Origin of the sequence: Nocardia sp. NPDC051463, from assembly GCF_040681975.1 — a bacterium.
In the GTDB taxonomy this organism is placed as follows: domain Bacteria; phylum Actinomycetota; class Actinomycetes; order Mycobacteriales; family Mycobacteriaceae; genus Nocardia.
The window spans coordinates 283,331-301,065 of the sequence record NZ_JBFBAB010000003.1 but is presented as its reverse complement, the minus strand read 5'-3'; the positions used below and the strand labels follow the sequence as shown (position 1 = coordinate 301,065).

The 17,735-nt window shown below is 65.2% G+C and carries 17 protein-coding genes; 8 read left to right on the top strand and 9 right to left on the bottom strand.

All coding sequences use genetic code 11. The features are described 5' to 3' along the window. Positions 1-27: 27 nt before the first annotated feature. From AB0M74_RS08685 to AB0M74_RS08675, 3 genes are all read right to left on the bottom strand, one after another. Positions 28-963, bottom strand: a complete 936-nt coding sequence (locus tag AB0M74_RS08685) for a MerR family transcriptional regulator (protein WP_364903473.1) — start codon at positions 961-963, stop codon at positions 28-30. 340 nt (positions 964-1,303) lie between these two features. After that, positions 1,304-1,510, bottom strand: coding sequence for a DUF397 domain-containing protein (locus AB0M74_RS08680; RefSeq protein ID WP_364903470.1), 207 nt, complete (start codon positions 1,508-1,510; stop codon positions 1,304-1,306). Then, positions 1,500-2,402: a helix-turn-helix transcriptional regulator gene (locus tag AB0M74_RS08675; protein ID WP_364903468.1), complete on the bottom strand. Its 903-nt coding sequence runs from the start codon at positions 2,400-2,402 to the stop codon at positions 1,500-1,502. The genes AB0M74_RS08680 and AB0M74_RS08675 overlap by 11 nt, the downstream gene beginning before the upstream one ends. A gap of 246 nt (positions 2,403-2,648) precedes the next feature. Between AB0M74_RS08675 and AB0M74_RS08670 the strand changes: the two genes are divergently transcribed. Continuing rightward, positions 2,649-3,101, top strand: a complete 453-nt coding sequence (locus AB0M74_RS08670; RefSeq protein ID WP_364903466.1) for a hypothetical protein — start codon at positions 2,649-2,651, stop codon at positions 3,099-3,101. 25 nt (positions 3,102-3,126) lie between these two features. Next, the gene (locus AB0M74_RS08665) at positions 3,127-3,333 is read left to right on the top strand and encodes a hypothetical protein (protein ID WP_364903464.1); all 207 of its coding nucleotides are present in this window, start codon (positions 3,127-3,129) and stop codon (positions 3,331-3,333) included. A 196-nt stretch (positions 3,334-3,529) separates the two neighbouring features. Here the strand turns inward: AB0M74_RS08665 and AB0M74_RS08660 are convergent, their stop codons facing one another. After that, on the bottom strand, positions 3,530-4,690 hold the full coding sequence (locus tag AB0M74_RS08660) for an epoxide hydrolase family protein (protein WP_364903461.1): 1,161 nt from the start codon (positions 4,688-4,690) through the stop codon (positions 3,530-3,532). Positions 4,691-4,916: 226 nt separating this feature from the next. Then, complete coding sequence (locus tag AB0M74_RS08655) at positions 4,917-5,828, bottom strand: LysR family transcriptional regulator (RefSeq protein WP_364903458.1); 912 nt, start codon at positions 5,826-5,828, stop codon at positions 4,917-4,919. A 138-nt stretch (positions 5,829-5,966) separates the two neighbouring features. On the opposite strand from AB0M74_RS08655, the gene AB0M74_RS08650 reads away from it, so the two are divergent. Together AB0M74_RS08650 and AB0M74_RS08645 are read left to right on the top strand one after the other, a co-directional pair. After that, the gene (locus tag AB0M74_RS08650) at positions 5,967-6,713 is read left to right on the top strand and encodes an SDR family oxidoreductase (protein WP_364903455.1); all 747 of its coding nucleotides are present in this window, start codon (positions 5,967-5,969) and stop codon (positions 6,711-6,713) included. Between the two features lie 48 nt (positions 6,714-6,761). Continuing rightward, entirely contained in the window at positions 6,762-7,955 is a 1,194-nt protein-coding gene (locus tag AB0M74_RS08645) for an MFS transporter (RefSeq protein WP_364903452.1), read from the top strand. A 733-nt stretch (positions 7,956-8,688) separates the two neighbouring features. On the opposite strand, the gene AB0M74_RS08640 is transcribed toward AB0M74_RS08645, so the two are convergent. Then, positions 8,689-8,964: a hypothetical protein gene (locus tag AB0M74_RS08640; protein WP_364903449.1), complete on the bottom strand. Its 276-nt coding sequence runs from the start codon at positions 8,962-8,964 to the stop codon at positions 8,689-8,691. A 463-nt stretch (positions 8,965-9,427) separates the two neighbouring features. Between AB0M74_RS08640 and AB0M74_RS08635 the strand changes: the two genes are divergently transcribed. Further along, positions 9,428-10,156 carry a DUF3558 domain-containing protein gene (locus AB0M74_RS08635; protein ID WP_364903445.1) on the top strand — a complete coding sequence of 243 codons (729 nt, stop codon included), beginning with the start codon at positions 9,428-9,430 and terminating at the stop codon, positions 10,154-10,156. Between the two features lie 283 nt (positions 10,157-10,439). Here AB0M74_RS08635 and AB0M74_RS08630 read toward each other — a convergent pair whose 3' ends face one another. Both AB0M74_RS08630 and AB0M74_RS08625 read right to left on the bottom strand, forming a co-directional pair. Next, complete coding sequence (locus tag AB0M74_RS08630) at positions 10,440-10,793, bottom strand: DUF4870 domain-containing protein (protein WP_364903443.1); 354 nt, start codon at positions 10,791-10,793, stop codon at positions 10,440-10,442. Between the two features lie 821 nt (positions 10,794-11,614). Continuing rightward, a complete protein-coding gene (locus tag AB0M74_RS08625; RefSeq protein WP_364903441.1) occupies positions 11,615-12,166 on the bottom strand; it encodes a dihydrofolate reductase family protein in 552 nt (183 codons plus the stop codon). A 486-nt stretch (positions 12,167-12,652) separates the two neighbouring features. On the opposite strand from AB0M74_RS08625, the gene AB0M74_RS08620 reads away from it, so the two are divergent. The 3 genes from AB0M74_RS08620 (at position 12,653) to AB0M74_RS08610 (ending at position 17,043) form a co-directional block, all read left to right on the top strand. Further along, the gene (locus tag AB0M74_RS08620) at positions 12,653-12,988 is read left to right on the top strand and encodes a hypothetical protein (protein ID WP_364903439.1); all 336 of its coding nucleotides are present in this window, start codon (positions 12,653-12,655) and stop codon (positions 12,986-12,988) included. Between the two features lie 83 nt (positions 12,989-13,071). Beyond that, complete coding sequence (locus tag AB0M74_RS08615) at positions 13,072-15,915, top strand: AAA family ATPase (protein ID WP_364903436.1); 2,844 nt, start codon at positions 13,072-13,074, stop codon at positions 15,913-15,915. 129 nt (positions 15,916-16,044) lie between these two features. Further along, positions 16,045-17,043 (top strand): pyridoxal-phosphate dependent enzyme, encoded by a 999-nt coding sequence (locus AB0M74_RS08610; RefSeq protein WP_364903433.1) that lies wholly within the window; start codon positions 16,045-16,047, stop codon positions 17,041-17,043. 3 nt (positions 17,044-17,046) lie between these two features. Here the strand turns inward: AB0M74_RS08610 and AB0M74_RS08605 are convergent, their stop codons facing one another. Continuing rightward, entirely contained in the window at positions 17,047-17,649 is a 603-nt protein-coding gene (locus tag AB0M74_RS08605; RefSeq protein ID WP_364903430.1) for a QsdR family transcriptional regulator, read from the bottom strand. Positions 17,650-17,735 lie beyond the last annotated feature (86 nt).

Below are 17,735 nucleotides of genomic sequence, written 5' to 3'. Positions count from 1 at the left end.
AACCCCGTGCCTGAACAATCGACGAGGCTAGGCGTCGTACGCCTCCAGTGCGGCGCCGAACCACGCGAACACCGGTGTCAAACTCGGCGGAGGCTGCCAACCGTTGATCGCGGCCAGCAGCTGCCAATAACGCTCGGTCCGAACATCTCCCGCGACGTCGAGGCGCGCTCGCAGCCACTGCCGCAGTGCGGCGTCGTCGGGACGGCCGAACGTTGCGGCATATCGCCGCGCGAGTTCGTCGACGATCGGCTTCGCTTCGTCCGCATCGGGCGCGATGCCCGAGGCGAGGGCTTGCTCGACCCGATCGCGGACCAGCTCGGTCAGTTCGTGATGCAGGCCGGTGGTGTCGCCCTCGGCGCGCTGGGCCGCCTGATACTCGGCCATGCGACGCACGGCAGCACGGAAATCCGTGTCCGTGGTGAGCTCCGCGAGCTCCACCCAGGCTTCGATCTGAGCGGGTTCCGGATCATCGGGCAGTTCCGGCATCGCCGCACGAATCATGTCGACGAACGCCGGATTCGCGTCGACGCTGCCGAAGGTGTCCTCGACGAAATCGCTGATCAGTCGGCGGCGCTCGGCATCGGAGAGCTTGACGAGTTTGTGCATGAGTTCCATCTCCTCGGGGGTCGAGCCCCGCGCGGCAATCGCCTGTAACACCGTGTGCCGCAATCGAAGTGTGCGAATGTGCAGTTCGATCGCCTCGGCATGCGAGGCCGCGACCTCGGGCAGCGACCGCGTCCGATCCAGCACCTGCCGGACCGCCACCAGGTCGACACCCAGATCTCGCAACGTCCGCACCAGCTGTAGTCGGGCCAGCGCGGCAGTGTCGTAGAGCCGATAACCGGCGGGGCTGTGCGTGGTCGGCGGCACGACACCGCTGTCGGAGTAGAACCTGATCGTCTTGACGGAGAGCCCGGTCCGTTCGGCCGTCTCCCCGATCGAGTAAAGCGTGTCGCCGTCCATGCACTCACCTTCACGTCTCCCCCATGTGGAGACTCAAGTCCCACTTTTCGTGGGGAACATGCAACTGTTCGAACGCCTGCCGGTGTTACGCGACAGCCCACCCAACGCACGGGCGAAAGGCAGGCAGCACTCTATGTTGGGCCTGGACCGAGCCGCATAGCGCGGGCCCTGGCGAGATGTCACCATCCCGACGTAGCGGATCTGCGGTTATCGTCGACTGCGCTCGGTAGGGGGTCGTCGTCGGAACAGAACGCTTCGAAGAGCACTGATCATTGCGGATCAGTTCGACGCCTACCCATTGCTCGAACATCCGAACGTTCCTAACACCAAGAGGACCCAATTAGGGGCGATCGAACTCGCCGTCACGAGCTCGAGCGACGAACGCATCCCACTCTCCCGGGGTGAAGACCAGCGCCGGACCTGCCGGGTTCTTGGAGTCACGAACACCGACCATGCCCCCGCCGAGATGGGCGGCCTCGAGACATTCTTGGCCCCCGCCGCTGTGGCTGCTCTTGAACCACTTCGCTCTCGACAGGTCAACGTTCACGGTCAAACTCCCTTGCTATCTCACGTAAGAGATCCCGACTGGGTTGAGCATCCAGCGCGGCTCGGTGGATGATCCCGTGAGCCTCACGGTACCTGTCCAGGTCGGTAAGCCCCTCGAGGAAGATCCCTCCCGTGAACCCTTCCACGAATACGACGCTCGGCTCGGCTGGGTGCCCCTTCTTGTCCAACCCGAAGTCCAGAATCACAAACGGTCCAGTCGACCATCCCACGGGCAAGCCCGCACGAAATCGAAGTATCCGTATTTCGACGTTCTGCCGCGAGCCGAGGTCGGCAAGATGGCGCAGCTGTGCTGCCATTACCTTCGGCGATCCGATCACGGTTCTCGGAACCGACTCGTGTAGCACCGCAGTGAACTTCGCCGGCCGATTGCGCCTCGTAATGATCCCTTGTCGGCGGACGCGAAGCTGGACGCGTCGGTCGATCTCCTCGGATGTATCGTCCGGGAAGTACACCGCGTCCAGACTCCTCGCATAGTCCGCAGTCTGTAACAAGCCAGGAATTACAGATGGCTGGAACATCGCGAGCTCCCATGCAGAGCCTTCCAGACCCATGTAGACGTCGAACGCCGGAGTAATCAACGATCCGAAATCATGCCACCATGATTTCACCGCCGTCTGCTCGGCCAGTGCGAGCAGATCATCCGTTTCGTCCTTGCTGAGCTGGTACTGCTCGCACAGGACCCGGACATCGTGGGTGCGTATCCGTTCGACCTGTCCCGTCTCGAGGCGCTGAAGACCACTCTTGCTCCACTCCATCAGCTTTGCGGCCTCTTCCAACGTCTGCCCGATGGCAAGGCGCGCATCGCGCAAGTGACGGCCGAGCTGGCGGCGCGGCAATGTGCTTCCACGCGCGCTCTTCAGATCCTCTGACATCGATTCCCCCACAGGTCGACCCGAATTCCCAGTCGTAGAAATCGTGCCACCACCAGGGGGCATCATGCTGGGGAATCGCGCAAGTTTTCTGGGATTCCCAGATCCGCCATTCCCACGTTGCACCTGGGTGTGTCCTTTGGTTGCGCCCGCGCAGGAAGGTCTTATCTCCACAACCGGAGCTATCTCACCCCTCAGGGATCGACCACGACTGGGCGCACCCAACTTCACTGCCACGCAAGGATCCCCATGAGCGCGCCCGATGTATCCGAAGACGTTCTGCACCACCTCCACTACCTCAGAACCGTGTGCGGGCTACCGGCCCATGTCGACCGCCGGGGCCGGCTGGCGGTCGTAATCGGCGGCAAGGTCCGTGCGGCGGATATGCCCGAGTATTGGGGATATCGGGTGAAAGCCGCTCTCGCGGAACAAGGTTGGCTCGGACCGGTGCTGTGGCATCCGATGCGTCGGCTGATCTTTCTGACCGGGCCGTATCCGCCCGAGGAGGCCGACAACCATCGCATCAGCTCGGCGCTGTCGAAGACCGGGTCGCTGATCGTCGCCCCGAACGATGTTCTGACGTTGCCTTCGCCAGGTGACGACAGTCGAGGTTGGTTGTCTCCGATTCGAGATCGATTCCGGCCCAACATGATTTCCGTCCTGGCGGCGCTGGTCAAGTGTGATCGCCGGGAGGCACGGTGAGTCCCGTGTTCCTCCTCGAGCCGCAGTGACGACACAGCCTGAGGATCCCGACGTCCAATTGAGGATCGACCTGCACGGCACAATCCTGAACTTCGCCGCCCGCACGACCGCCGCCGAACGATTCCTCGCGGACGAAGCTCGCCACCATTACCTCGATAGCGTGCATGTGCTGCCCAGCGACGGCAGCGACCTACCCCGTCTCCCGTGCGAACGGCTGTACCTCGGGCCGTGAATCCAGCACCGGATTCCCGACTCGAACAGCAAGGGGGGCAACACAACCGAGGCGAGAGAGACTACATGTCATCGGTGCTGCGGCAGCGACCACGCTCGGAAGGAAATCAGGGCCGCCACGTCAGCATGCTGGCCGACGGCGTGCGAACCACGAAAGCCCGCAGCCTCTGCGCTACGGGCCTTCGCCCCGGCCAGGGTCAGCGTGTGAGACTCGCGAAGAACTCGCGGATGTCGCCGATCAGCAGTTCGGGGACCTCGAGGGCCGGGAAGTGGCCGCCGGAGTAGAACTCCGACCAGTGGGTGATGTTGTGTGCCTTCTCGGCGAAGCGACGGATGGCGTAATCGTTGTCTTTGAAGACTGCGACACCGGTGGGGACGGTGCCCTTCGGCTTGGGCGCGAACATCGCGGCGTCGTGGAAGCGCTCGTAGTAGAAATTGGCGACGCTGCGGGCGGTGTCGGTGAACCAGTAGATGCTCACCTCGGTCAGCAGCCGGTCACGGTCGATGGCCTGCTCGGGCAGCTCATGCGACTGATCGACCCACTCCTTGAACTTCTCGATGATCCACCCGAGCTGACCTGCCGGGGAATCGGCGAGCAGCTGCGCGATGGTATTCGGGCGGGAGCCCTTCAGGTTCATGTAGGCCGAGCCGTCGTCCTGGAACTTCTTCATCGCACCGAGCCGCCGCTTCTCCGCGTCGGTGAGCGCCGCCATATCGGCGGGATCACCGGTCGGGAAGGTGACCAGCGCATTGGCATGCACACCGAGTACATGTTCGGCATCGACACGGCCGAGCTGCGGACCGATGAAGGCGCCGTGGTCGCCACCCTGCACGCCGTAGCGGTCGTAGCCGAGCCTGGCCATCAGTTCGGCAAGCGCGGCAGCGATCCGGCCGTCGTTCCAGCCGGCCTCGGTGATCGGCCCGGAGAAACCGTGGCCCGGCAGTGAAGGGATGACCAGGTGGAAGGCGGTCGCATCGTGGTTCCCGTACGTCTTCGGATCGGTCAGCGGACCGATCAGGTCGAGGAAGTCGACCATCGAGCTCGGCCAACCGTGGATCAACAGCAGCGGCGTGGCATTCTCGTCCACCGAGCGGATGTGCAGGAAGTGCACGTTCTGCCCATCGATAGTGGTGGTGAACTGTGGGTAGGCGTTGAGCGCCGCCTCCTGCGCCCGCCAATCGAACTTCTCCACCCAGTAGCCGGCCAGCTCCTTCAGGTAGGAGACGGGCACGCCGCGCTCCCAGCCGGTGCCCGGCAGGTCGTCGATCCAGCGGGTGCGGACCAGTCGGTCGTGCAGCTCGTCGATGGCGGTCTGCGGGATCTCGATGTGGAAGGGGCGGATGTCGTTGTTCGTCATGCCGATAACTCTGCCCGTAACGAGGGTGGCCACGAATCACGAGAATTCGTTATCTTTCGGTGCGGTGCTGTGGCAACGGGTCGTGGTTGTCACAGGCAGGTTGTATCTGTCACCGGGCAGAACCCGCGCTCAGCGGCATGAGAGTGTGTCCGCGAGCAACGCAAACACCAGCGGTCATCGGGGCTAGAGCACGTGGCCGACCGACAACGATTTCCAGCCATTGCCCTCAGTCGGTGCGATCGGCCCAGCCCGTGACCTTCCGGACCTCGGCGATCATTCTGGCGACCAGTGGCTGCCGGGTCCGGTCGGTCCAGACGAGCGCGAGTTCGGAAGCGGCCGCGTCCTTTACGGGCCGCCACTGGATAGTCGATGCCGGGATCCAGCGGCTCAGGGGCTCCGGGGCCAGCCAGACGCCCTTGCCGCGAGCGACTGCCATCAGGCAGTCCTCGACCGTTGCCAGAACTGGACCGCGTAAGGCGGCCGTGCCGTCGGGCCTGGGATCAGCGATCCAGTGGCACAGATTCTCCTCGGACAGAAATATATCCGGGCGAATGACCGGCTCGTCGGCCAATTCGGCGAGGGTCACCGCGTCCTGCTCGGCTAGCCGGTGCCCCGCCGGCAGGGCCACCGCGCGCGGGTCGCTGCGCACGGCGGCGTGGTGGAAACGGTTGTCGCCGAGCGGGAGCCACATGAAGGCGGCGTCGACCTCGCCCGACAGCAACAGCGCCCGCTCCTCGGGTGGGGTTCGCACCGTGGTCAATTCGACTTCGAGCCCGGGCACCGCGGCCTCCATCGCGTCGGCGACCTCGGTGGCGAACAGGGCAGTGGCGTAAGGGCAGCAGGCAATTCGCAGGGTGCCCAGGCGCCCCCTGTCGGCGGCACGCACCTGTTCGGTGAGCTCACCGATGTCGGAGACCACCGCACTGCCGCCACGTTCCAGTTCGTCACCGGCGGGCGTGAGCAGTACCCCACGTGAGGTCCGGACCAGCAGCGTCACGCCCAGCGTGCGTTCGAGCTGCTGGATTTGGGTCGACAGCGTCTGCTGACTGATGTGCAGCCGGGCCGAGGCACGGGTGATGTTCAGTTCCTGGGCCACCACCAGGAACGACTGTAGTTGGCGAATATCCAGGTCGATCACGCGAATCACCGTAGCCGAAAGTGGTTGTGAGTGGCACCGAGAACACCGGTGGCAGGCACCAGAATCTTGTGTTTCCGCTCGCGCGGCCGGCACAGCAGGCTGGAGGCACTCCACCGACTCCGGAAAGGACCGCTCCCGATGACTTCCACACTCTCGACACGCGATCTCGAGGGCAAGGTTGCGATGGTGATCGGTGGCAGCCGCAACCAGGGCTCGGCCTGTGCCGAACTGTTCGCGGCACGCGGCGCGACCACGGTCGTCAGTTACTCCCAGGGCGAGCATGCCGCGGCCAGGACCTTGACCGCACTGGATCGGCACGGCGTGACCGCGGAAGCGATTCGCTCGGACGCCACCCGATCCGCCGATGTGAACGCCCTGTTCGCGGGTGTGGTCGGCCGCCATGGCCGACTCGACATCGTGGTCCACACCGTGGGTGCGGCGGTGGGAAGATCGCTCGCGGACACCACCGATGCGGATTTCGACCTGCTGATCGACCGCAATACCCGCAGTGCGTTCCACACGCTGCGGGCCGCTGCGCGTCATCTCGCCGATCACGGTCACTACGTGGCGCTGACCAGTGCGCTCGCCGCCGACGTGCCCGAGGGGCTGGGGTTGTATTCGGCGGCGAAGGCCGCCGTCGAGCGGCTGGTGCTGGCGGGCGCGCACGAGCTGGCGGCACGGGATATCACCGTCAATGCGGTCGCGCCCGGCCTGGTGACCGATTCCTTCTGCCCCGGTGTGGATCCCGCGACCCTGGTACCCGGTCATCGACGGGGACGCCTGGGCCAGCCGGAGTACACGGCGCGAGTGGTCATGTGGCTCACCAGCTCTGCCGCCGACTGGGTCTCCGGGCAGGTCATCCGCGTCGACGGCGGCCTGAACTGATCTGAACGCTCATCTATCAACGTAAAGATTCACATCAAGGAGTATCGAATGTCTCACGCCGTCCCAGTAGCCGTCGATTCTGCCCCGGAGCGAGTACCGCTGCGGCGCTGGTTCGCCGTCGCGGCTGTCGCGATGGGCACCTTCGCTGTGGTGACATCCGAACAGCTGCCCGTCGGCGTGCTGTCCTCGGTCGGCGGTGCGCTGCACGTCTCCGATGGCGTGGCCGGCCTGATGGTGACGGTGCCCGGCCTGGTTGCCTCCGCCACCGCACCGCTGCTGCCGGTGGCGATCGGGCGGCTGGATCGTCGCGTCGTGCTGCTCGGCCTCATCACCTTGATGGTCGCGGCAAATCTGTTGTCCGCCTTCGCCCCTAGCTTCGCGATCCTGCTCGCCGCACGCTTCCTGGTCGGGATCGCCATCGGCGGATTCTGGGCGCTCGCCGCCGGGATAGCCGTGCGCATGGTGCCCGAAAAGTATGTCCCGCAAGCCACCGCCATCGCCTTCGGCGGAGCCACCGCCGCGAACGTGCTCGGCGTACCGGCCGGAACACTCATCGGCGAACTCGCCGATTGGCGCATCGCTTTCGGAGTTCTCGGCGGCCTGGGCCTGCTGGTGGTCGTGGCGCTGCTGCTGCTGTTGCCGAACATGCCCGCCACCGAACCGGTCCTGCTACGCACTCTGGGCGAACAGTTCGGCAATCCCATCGTACGGGCCGGTGTCCTGGTCACGTTCCTCCTGGTGAGCGGGCACTTCGCCGCATTCACGTTCGTGAGCCCAATCCTGCAGTCCCACAGCGGCATCGACAAGCAGATGATCGGCCCTGCGCTATTGGCCTTCGGCGTCGCGGGCATCATCGGCAACTTCGTCACCGGCGCGGCCGGCGGTCGCGATATCCGCGCCACCCTCATCACCATCAGCACCCTGCTCGCCACGGTGCTGGCACTGGTCGCACTCGCGGGCGGCACTCCGATCACCGGCGTCGCCCTTCTGCTCGCCTGGGGCGCGGCCTTCGGCGGCATTCCGGTCGGTGTGCAGACCTGGATCCTGCGCGCCGCACCGGATTCCACCGAAGCCGCCACCGCACTGAACACCGCCATGTTCAACCTGGCCATCGCGCTGGGCGCCTTGTTCGGCGGCCTCATCGCCGACAACGTGGCGCTGACCGCGGTGCTGTGGTTCGGCGCCGCCCTCAGCAGCCTTGCGGCCCTGGCGGTTTGGCGCACCCCCGCCATCCGACCCTGATCAACGAGCACTACCTACCGGCTCTTCCTCGATTTCCAGCACGGTGGCACCGTGGATTTACGGTGGAGGCTGATGGACCGGGCCTTCGCGGTGGAAAGTGAAAATGACCCCGAGCGTCGAGAGTATCTCGACCTACTGGACGAACACAGGGTGTGGGATGCCTGGTTGATCAGCTCGGCTGCGCTGGTCCAGCTGGTGACCAGTCGGCGACCCGTTGCTGTGAAACGGTGCCGCAGTTCGTCGGCCGCCGAGCCGACAGGTGGCCATCGGCTCGGCGGGCTGCCTGGTCTCCCGCCCCTTCCGATTGAGGCGGGTTCCGGCCGCGGACTGCATTGTCGAACTCGCTTCGCTCATCGATGCTTCCGTTCCGCACATCCCGAAATCTCGGAATCTCCGATTGTCGTTCCGACGATAGCGGCACGTTCGTCGGAGCCCGCGACCCGCTCGGCGCGACACCGGCCGTCACCTCGAACGTTGAACGCCCCGTGGAGGGAGTGACGGCAGGTAGTAGCGAGATCAAGTGGATCGGAGTGGTCCTCACAGACGCCATCCGCGGTTCAGCGCCTTCGGCTGACTCAGCCCAGCCGGTCCGAACCGCGCGGGTCGCGGCATGAGCGGATAGTTCGGGAGCAGCTGAGGTTGCCTGTATCAGCAACCGGATCCGATGGGGTGCAACTATGCTTGCACGGCACTATTCAGCGACTTCGCCCGTTCAGCGGGCCGATCCACGGCGTCAGCTCGCCATGAAGCTGTCCCCGGCGGAGATGCCACCCCTTGTGGACTGAGGGTGGGGTCCGCGTCGATATTCCTCGAGATAGGCGATGCGCCACTGCGGCCAATCCAGGTACTTGTCGCCGGCCTTTTCCCGGTAGCGCCGATACTGGTACCGCTTTGTCCGTACCAGGGACTTCCGCGTGTCGCGGGCCGCTTTCCGAGCTGCCCGCTCGCCTCGTTTGCGTTCCGCGACTGTGAGTTCCATCGGCGGATCAGCGAAGACTCCCGATCGCATCCAGCGCACAGTGGGCCATCCTCGGAGTGAAATGCTGGGTGTTTCTACCCTGCGACTCTACCCTGCGACCCGCTCGATGGTAGGGACCAAGAAGATCAGCTGCTGTCGGGCAATTGCCCTAATCATGTTGTGGAGCAATGCGGAACGAAGAAGGGGCATGTTGCGGCCGACCAAGGACAGAAACCGTCGCGACCGGTGACGGCCGACGGCATGTCGGGGATCGACACCGCGCTGATCCGATCGTCGAAAGCCTGAATCGTCCTACACCCTCAATTCGGCATTTACGTGCGGGCAGGCCGCGGTCCGATCTGCTCGGCTCGACCCGTCAGCGGCGCACAGATAGCCGGCTAATCGGAGATGATCAGCACCTTTGGGCGGAACACGTGGACCGCTGACTTTCTGATGTCTTCACCTCTGCAGTGATCCTGTGTAACAACCTGTTCCGAGGCGCGATGATGCATTCATGAGTCGTACGACAACGCGATCGATCAGCGTCGCAACGATGGCACTCGGTGCCGCACTGCTGCTTGCCGGATGTGGTCCCGCCTCGAACGACAGCACGTCCGCGCCGAGCACCCCGAACAACACGGTCACCTCGGCCAATGCAGTCACCGCGACCACAGCGGCGCCGACATCGGCTCCAGCCCCGGCGACGACCGTCGCGTCCGAGTCCACGACGGCGGCGCCGACATCGGCTCCAGCCCCGGCAACGTCCGTCGCGTCCGAATCCACCACCGCGGCGCCGGGCACCGACACGGATCGGCCCGCCGGCAGCTGGAACCCTTGTGACACTCCCGATTCCGCGCTCGCGAGTGCGGGCTTGAACGTCGCCAGCGAGCAACCGATCTCGAATCCCGGTTTCCCCACCGAGAAGTCCTGCAAATGGAAGACCGCCGACAACGTGCTCGAGTTCTACGTCACGGCCTACGGCATGCCGGCAGGTGAGCTGCGCCAGACCGGTAAGTACGTCGACTTCAGTTCGGTCACGGTGGCAGGCCGTCAATCTCAGCAATTCCGTGCGGCGCAAGACACTCACAAGCTCGGGTGCTACATCGCGGTACCAGCGTCTTTCGGTGGTGACATTTTGCTCTTGGCGTCACGAATCTGGAACCCTCAGGGCGGCACCGACGGATTCAACTCCTGCGACGATGCCCAGCGCATCGCCAACTCCCTGGTCAACCACATACCCTGACGCACTGACGCTCGGGTCCAATGGTCCTGCTCATCTTTGCCCGAAGCCTCTTCTCGGACACACCGACCCACGCCCCGGCCAGTGCCAGTTCCGCTGCGTGAACCTAGGGATCAAAGGGCCTAGATGACCGCCTCAACCCGCAGGCATTACCGGACGTTCCGCGCGGAAGTCAACGGCCCGAGATAGCCTCGGGCCGTTGATATTCGGACTGTCACATCTGGCCGTCAGCAGGGCCGACAGCATCCTCGATCAGGAAATCCAGCTGGGGACTTCGAATATGCCGCTACTTGACCGAGTTGGCCAACTGATCGGCATATGGGGCAGTGAATTTTCCGACAATGGGAAGCTCTGCGCGGACACCGCCGGTGTTGTTCGTCTGGACCATGGCCATGATCCAGACGACGACTGCGAAGACCGTGACTGCGAGTCCGGCGAGGCTGAAGATGATCCCCAGGACTCCGAGGAGCGAGCCGACGATGCTCAGAACAATATTGACCACCGAGACCGCCCCGAAGAAGACGATCGATTGTGAGGCATGGAATTTCACATCGGGATCGTTCTTCCCCACAAAGAGGAAGATGATTCCGGTGAGCCACCCCAGTGCGTACGACAGGATCGCGCTGGTCTTTTTGTCCAACCCGGCGGACTGTGGTTGGTTCGTGGGAGGTTGAGAAGATGTCATGGGGTGAGTAGATGCTGCGCGCGCCACCTACCGATCCCAGGTTTCAGCACGAACCCACAGGTCGCGGGCCAGTCGGCGGCCGGGATCCTGGACGTGGTTCTCTCGAGGAGATGACTGCCGACGACCTCGAAACGCCTGGGGTGATGGCTCATTACACAATCGAGCATCGGCCTCGAATCGATACAGCCACCTGACGCTCACCTGCCCGCGCCGGCCGGTTCGATCGGCGCGGTATGCGGCACGAGAGTGTGTTGCTAGCCGTGGCAATAGACCCGAACAAGCACTGTGTCTTCGGGCAGTGTCTCCAGGTAGTTTTCGATGCCGCCTGGCGGTATCGGGCAGTCGGGCTCGTCCTCGTAGGACGGGTTCTTGTCCCAATCTTTATGTCGGCAAACGCCGCTCGACTCGACCCACCAACCATCCAGGGTGAGCGTCGCGCCACAACCACCCCTCCTGCAGTACCGACCGCCCCAGGCTACCTCTCGGAATCGACGGACCAGATTCCTGACCACTGTGACCAGTTCGCCAGACGAGTGCCCTGTCATCGGCATGTACCTGCGTTCGGTCGACCGCGGCTCCACTGGCGTAACCAACCCACAAGCGGCATTGCCGGATGTTCACACGGGCGTCTCGGAAAGCACCAGGGCCGTATGGCGCTCTGCCCGTTGATCTTCCGAGATACCGCGCTGGCCGGTTCGCTTACTGGTCCTGACAAATGATCGAGGTGATGGCGTCGGGTGTGTCCGATAGCGGGGACCGCCGCGGGTGAACGGATCTCAGTCGACGAGATAGCGCAGCATCACCACGGTGTTGAAGTGCCTGGTCTCGGCCAATCGGAGCCCGATGCGCTTGTCCAGCGATGGGAACAGCGGTGTGCCGCCGCCGAGCATCACGGGTAAGAGGAACAGCTGGTACTCGTCGATGAGCCCGTGGGGCATCAGCGAGGCCGCGAGGCTCGCGCCGCCGACCTCCATGACGCCATCGCCTCCGGCCTTGAGCCTACGGACCTCCTCGACCGCATTCTCACTGACCAGGGTGCTGTTCCAGTGGACCTTGGTGAGCGTCCGGGAGAAGACGACCTTCGGCTTCTCCATCCAGAGCCTGCCGAACTCACGCTCGATCCGCGGCGCGTCGGCGGGCACGTGCGGCCAGTATTCGGCCATCAGCTCGTAGAGGCGCCGGCCGTGCAGCGAGACCTCGATCTCGCGGTAACGGTCGTTGTGGAATTGGTGCAGTTCCTCGTCCGGGTTGGTCCAGTCGATATCGCCGTCGCGGTCGTTGATGTAGCCGTCCAGGGACACGCTGAACCCGTAGATCAGTTTCCTCATGACCGGGTAGACCTCCTACGCTCTCGAAACTCATCGACGCTCATCGGGCAAACTGGTCCTGACAAAAGGTCGAACATGGCGGTAGCAGTTGACGCGGGTGGCGAGGCCGAGGAACGCTGACAGGCACACACTTGGTGCATGGCCAGACCGTGGAACCAATTGCGGAGCCGAGTCACACTATCCGATCTGCCGGTCGACCGGATGCCTACGCAGACCGATACGCGCTACTTCCCCGTCCCGGGCAGCCTGCGTTTCGGATTCATCTCGTACCTCCTGGGCTGAACTATGAGCCCGACGCCGACCTGTCCGAGGAGGCGATAGCCGCCGCCACCACGGAAGCGGAGACGAAACTACCTGGCATGATGGCGGCCTTCGGCCCCGCTGCGCCCGGCATGCACAGCACCGCGAGCATCGATTTCATTGTCTTGCTCGCCGGCGAAGGGCGAATGCACCTCGGCGACGGTGTCGATGTCTCGCTGCCATCCCTTGACCGACGAGGCCGTTCATGCGATCCGGTACCTGTGCGTCGAGAGCGAGGCCGCCTATATCGTCCTCGCCGGAATCCCGCACTTCGTGACCCGGGCAGTCGATTTACGCTGGCCGCGAATCAACTGGATATCCCTTACCCACGTCGCCGACACACTCGACGTGCTGTCGGATTTCGCCGGTCGGCTGGAGGAATACGGGGAACGCGTCCACCTGATGCCGTTTGGATGGAAGGTCGCCTCGCGCGCCGAAATATCGACGCGGCGATGGGATTTGCCTGCCATCGCCGTATCCGCGTCCAGGGAGGTCCACCGGTTCCGCGGACGTTCGCGGTGACGGCGGCAGCGAGCTTCTTCCCATCTCGGTGGCAGGAGCTCTGCGAAGTTGCCACCGTGGCAGGGCCGGTGCATGATCGCGGGGTGGTGAGCGTTCCCGTCTGTGGTGCCTTTGTCGGGCGGGCCGCCGAAGTGTCGGCGTTGCAGAGCGCCTATGCGGACACATCCACCCACACCGTGCTCATCGCCGGGGAGGCAGGGCTCGGCAAATCACGCCTGGTCAGCGAGTTCACCACCCGGCTGGGCACGGATGCGGTCGTGCTGGTCGGCCGATGCCCCGAGTTCTCCAGAGATGGCGTGCCGTACGCGCCGTTCCTTTCGGTGCTGCGTAGCCTCGTCCGAGAGCTCGGCGTGACCAGGTTGGCCGAGCTGTTGCCGGTGGCCAGGCCCGCGCTGTCACGCTGGCTGCCCGAACTGGCCGCACAAGCCGGATCCGCCGACGCCGAGTCCGATCGGATCCGGCTGTTCGGCGAGATCCTCACCGTGCTCGAGCAGCTGGCGCTGACCCGGCCGGTGGTCGTGGTGCTGGAAGATCTGCACTGGTCCGACGATTCGAGTCGGGAGCTGTTGTCGTTCCTGCTCGCCAATCTCGCGCAGCGCGATCTCCTGCTGGTCGGTACCTATCGGCCCGCCGATTCCGAACCGCTGCGCAGGCTCGTCGGGGGGCTGCGCCGCAATCCCGGTGTCCGCCTACTCGATCCGGCACCGCTGACCAGACACGAGGTGGGCAGACAGCTCGCCGCACTGCTCGGCCGCGAGCCGGAGCCCGGGGCGGTAGCGCGAATCTTCGAGCGCAGCAAGGGCATTCCACTGTTCGTCGAGGCGCTGAGCCGCTCGAGCGACAACACCCCGGCCGAACTGTCCGATCTGCTGCTCGACTATCAGGCGAGTCTGCCCCCGGACGCCGAGGCGTTGTTGCGATTGGCAGCCGTAGCAGGGTCACCCGTCCAGCATGCGTTGCTGGAGTCGGCGACCGAACTCGACGAGGCGGCCCTCGAGCGCGCAGTACGGGAACTGATCGACAGACAACTGCTGTTGGCCACCGAGACCGGATACGAATTCCGTCATGTTCTGATTCGCGACGCCGTCTACGATCACCTGCTGCCGATCGAGCGCAAGCGGCTGCACGCGCGGCTGGCCCTGGCACTGCACGCCCGTCGCGATCCGCGGGACGATGACTGGCCGATCGGGCAACTGGCCCACCACGCCTGCGCGGCAGGTGATCTGCCCAGGGCGATCGAGGCGTCGTGGGGCGCCGCAGCGAACGCGGCGAGCATGGGCGCGCACAGCGACCGGCGGCGCCACCTGGATCGAGTGCTCGAACTCTGGGATCGGGTGCCGGAGGCAGCGGTCCTGGTCGCTGCCGATCGGCTCACCGTATTGGAACAGGTGGTCGAGGCCAGTTACCTCGGTGGCATCGTCGACCGCGGGATCGAAGCCGCCGACGAGGCACTCGGCATGGTCGACCCCGATCGTTCACCGCTGCGCGCCGCCCAGCTCCACTACCACCGGGCCGGTTTGAAAAATCAGAGCAGCAATGGCTGTGACGACGATCTGACCGAGGCCCTTGCCCTGCTGCCGGCCCACACACCAACAGTCCTGCGCGGCGAGGTGCTCGCGGAGCTCGCCGCAACACGTGTCTTCCGCGGCGACACCGGCGGTGCCGAACGCGACGCTCGGGCAGCCGTCGAGGTGGCCGAACAGCTCGGCGCTCAGGCGCTTGCCGCCCGCGGCTACGCCTACCTCGGACTCGCCTGCGCCGCTCGATCCGACACGGCCCTAGCCTATTTCGACAAGGCCCATGCCGCCGCCACCGCCGCGGCGGACCCCCAGACGCTGCTCACCGTGGTGTTGTGGGAGTCGGCGACATTGGTCGCGGCGGGCGAGTACACCGTGGCGATCGAGGCGATCCAGCAGGGCATCCGTGCCGCACACGCCACATTCCGCTTCGTGGAGGCCGGGCCCATTCTGCTGGTCAAGTGGACTCAGGCGCTCACCGCGCTCGGCCGGTGGAGCGAGGCTCTCGATCTCATCGACGAATCACTCACCGAGCAACTGCCCCCGCTGAGCAAGGCCGCGTTACTACTGTGCCACGCCAGAATCGCACTGGCACAGGGCAATGCGGCTGCGGCCGCCAGCAGTGCGGACACTGCGGCGAGCCTGCTGAGCGACGGTCCATGGGCGCGCCGATACCAGGTCCAATTGCGCACCATCCAGGCCGATATCGCGATCACGAGCGGTCAACCGCGCCGCGCGGCCGAGATCCTCACTGCCACGCTCCACGCCGACGACATTACTGTGCACCACCACGAAGTGTGGCCATTGCTCGCAGTAACGGCCCGAATCGGCGATATCGCCATCGACGTCGATTCCTTCGCCGCCGCGCTGCCGGTGACGACACCGGTCGACGTCGCCTATCGCGCTGTCGCCACCGCCGCCCGCAGCGAAAGCGCACCGGCTTGGGACGCGGCCGTCTCATCTTGGCGGGCGGTTCGCCAACCTTACGAACTTGCGCGCAGCCTGCTCGGATCCGCTGGAGCCGAACTCGCGGCAGGCAATCGCGCCACCGCCCACACCGCATTACGGGAGGCCGCGGACCTCGCCGGACAGCTCGCGGCGTCGACACTCGCCGACGCCGCGAGCCAGTTGGCCGACCGCGCCGGGCTCGCCATCGACGGCCCGAGTCGAACCGTCACGGCAGCTGCCGCCCGACCGAGCACCTTCGGCCTCACTCCTCGCGAACTCGACGTCCTACGCCTGGTCGCCAAGGGGCTGAGTAACAGGCAAATCGCCGCCGAACTCTTCATCAGCGGTAATACAGCAGGAGTACACGTCTCCCGCATTTTGACCAAGCTGGGGGCCGCGACCCGTACCGAAGCCGCGGCGGCAGCCCTCCGGCACCGTCTCTTCCCCACCGACGAACACTGACTGGGCGATCTGTCGCAGGTCTGTGCCGCTCGCCTGGACCACATGCTCACCGGACGCCCCTGACCTGGACTTACGGCCGTAGGACGGCCGATCCGGTCCTGCGCCCACTGGCGGCGATAATGGGTCACTATGACGGATTCGTTACTGCACGGACAGTTCCCCGAGCTGGCGGACACACTGCCGTTTCTGCGACTCGGCGGCTCGCCCACTCCGGTCGGGGAGTTGAATCTCGGTACCCGAGTGCCGGTGTGGTGCAAGGACGAGAGCGGTTACGGTTCCGGCGGCTGGGGCGGGAACAAGATTCGCAAACTCGAGTGGTTGCTGCCGGAGGCGCAGCGGCGTGGCGCGCGCACCATCCTCACCGTCGGTGGCACGGGAACCAATTGGGGTCTTGCCACGGCTCTGTACGCGCGCGAGCACGGCATCGAGACCGCGCTCGCGTTGGTCGACCAACCGGAGGACGATCATGTGCGCGAGCAGCTACAGCGCTTGAAGTCCTCCGGCGCCACTTTGCATTTCACGCACAGCAAACTGCGCACCGTGCTCTGTGCCCCATGGTTGGTGGTGCGACATATGCGCGGCCGCGCCCTGCCATATCTGCTGCCCGCGGGTGGGTCGTCGCCGATCGGAACGCTCGGCTACGTCGAGGGCGCGCTGGAGCTGGCCGCGCAGATCAGGTCGGGCACGCTCCCCGAGCCGACGTATCTGGTGACCGCTGTCGGATCCGGCGGCACAGCGGCCGGTCTCACCCTGGGCCTGCGCCTGGCCGGATTGCGGACCCGAGTCCTCGGCGTCGTCGTCAACGACACCCTGCCCTTGGACGCGCAACACCTCGTCGAGCTGGCGAAAAGGAGCGAGAACGTACTCCGTTCGCGCGGTGCACAATTCGCGCCGCTCGGACTGCGCCCCGACGATATGACCATCGTCCGCGACTGGATCGGCCCCGGCTACGGCCACGAGACCCCGGCCGCGGTCGCGGCACAAAAGCTCGGGGCGACGGCTGGTCTCGAGCTGGAAACCGTCTACACCGCGAAGGCTTTGGCAGCACTCATCGATCTCGACGCCCGCGGTGCGCTGGGCGACGGCCCGGTCGTGTTCCTCGACACCTACGGACCACGGCACCGGTGACCCTCAGCGTGGCTCCGGGTCCAGTCCCAGGATGACCACCAGCACGTCACGCAACCGGTCGACGTCGCCTCGGATACCCGTCACCGCGTCCTGATACAGAAATGCCTCGATGAGGCGCACCAGCGCATACGCGAATGTGGGGGTGTCCACCCGATTCTCGTAACCTTCTGCGATGGCGGCATCGATCAGATCCGCGACGGTGGCGACGACCTTCGGTTGCACCGGGCCGTCGCTGGTGGTGATTATCCGGCCCGCGGTGGCCTGTTCGGTGGCAATGAAGTATCGATAGGGTTCGTTGCGCGCGAGCCATCGCGCCACCTGGTCCAGCATCCACAGCACTCGGCGCGCACCAGTTCCCACGCTGCGGCTACGCGCCGCCTCGACCAAGTGGTTGAACTCGGACACCATCACCGCGCCGAGCAGTCCGTCCCGGGATCCGAACCAGCGGTAGATGGTCGCCCGCGACAACCCGAGCTCGGCGGCGATCGCCTGCACATCGACACGCTCGGAGGCCAGGAACTGGGCACTGGCGGCGGCGAGCACCTGCTGTTGAGTCGCGGCAGCGGGCCGCCCCACCGGTCGGGCGGCTCCGGATGTGGCGGTCATCGCAACCCCCACACAAATTCGCGACACATGCGTAGTAACGTACCAAATCAACCCGGGTGCGCTTCGTGCCCACCCGGAGCGGCTGC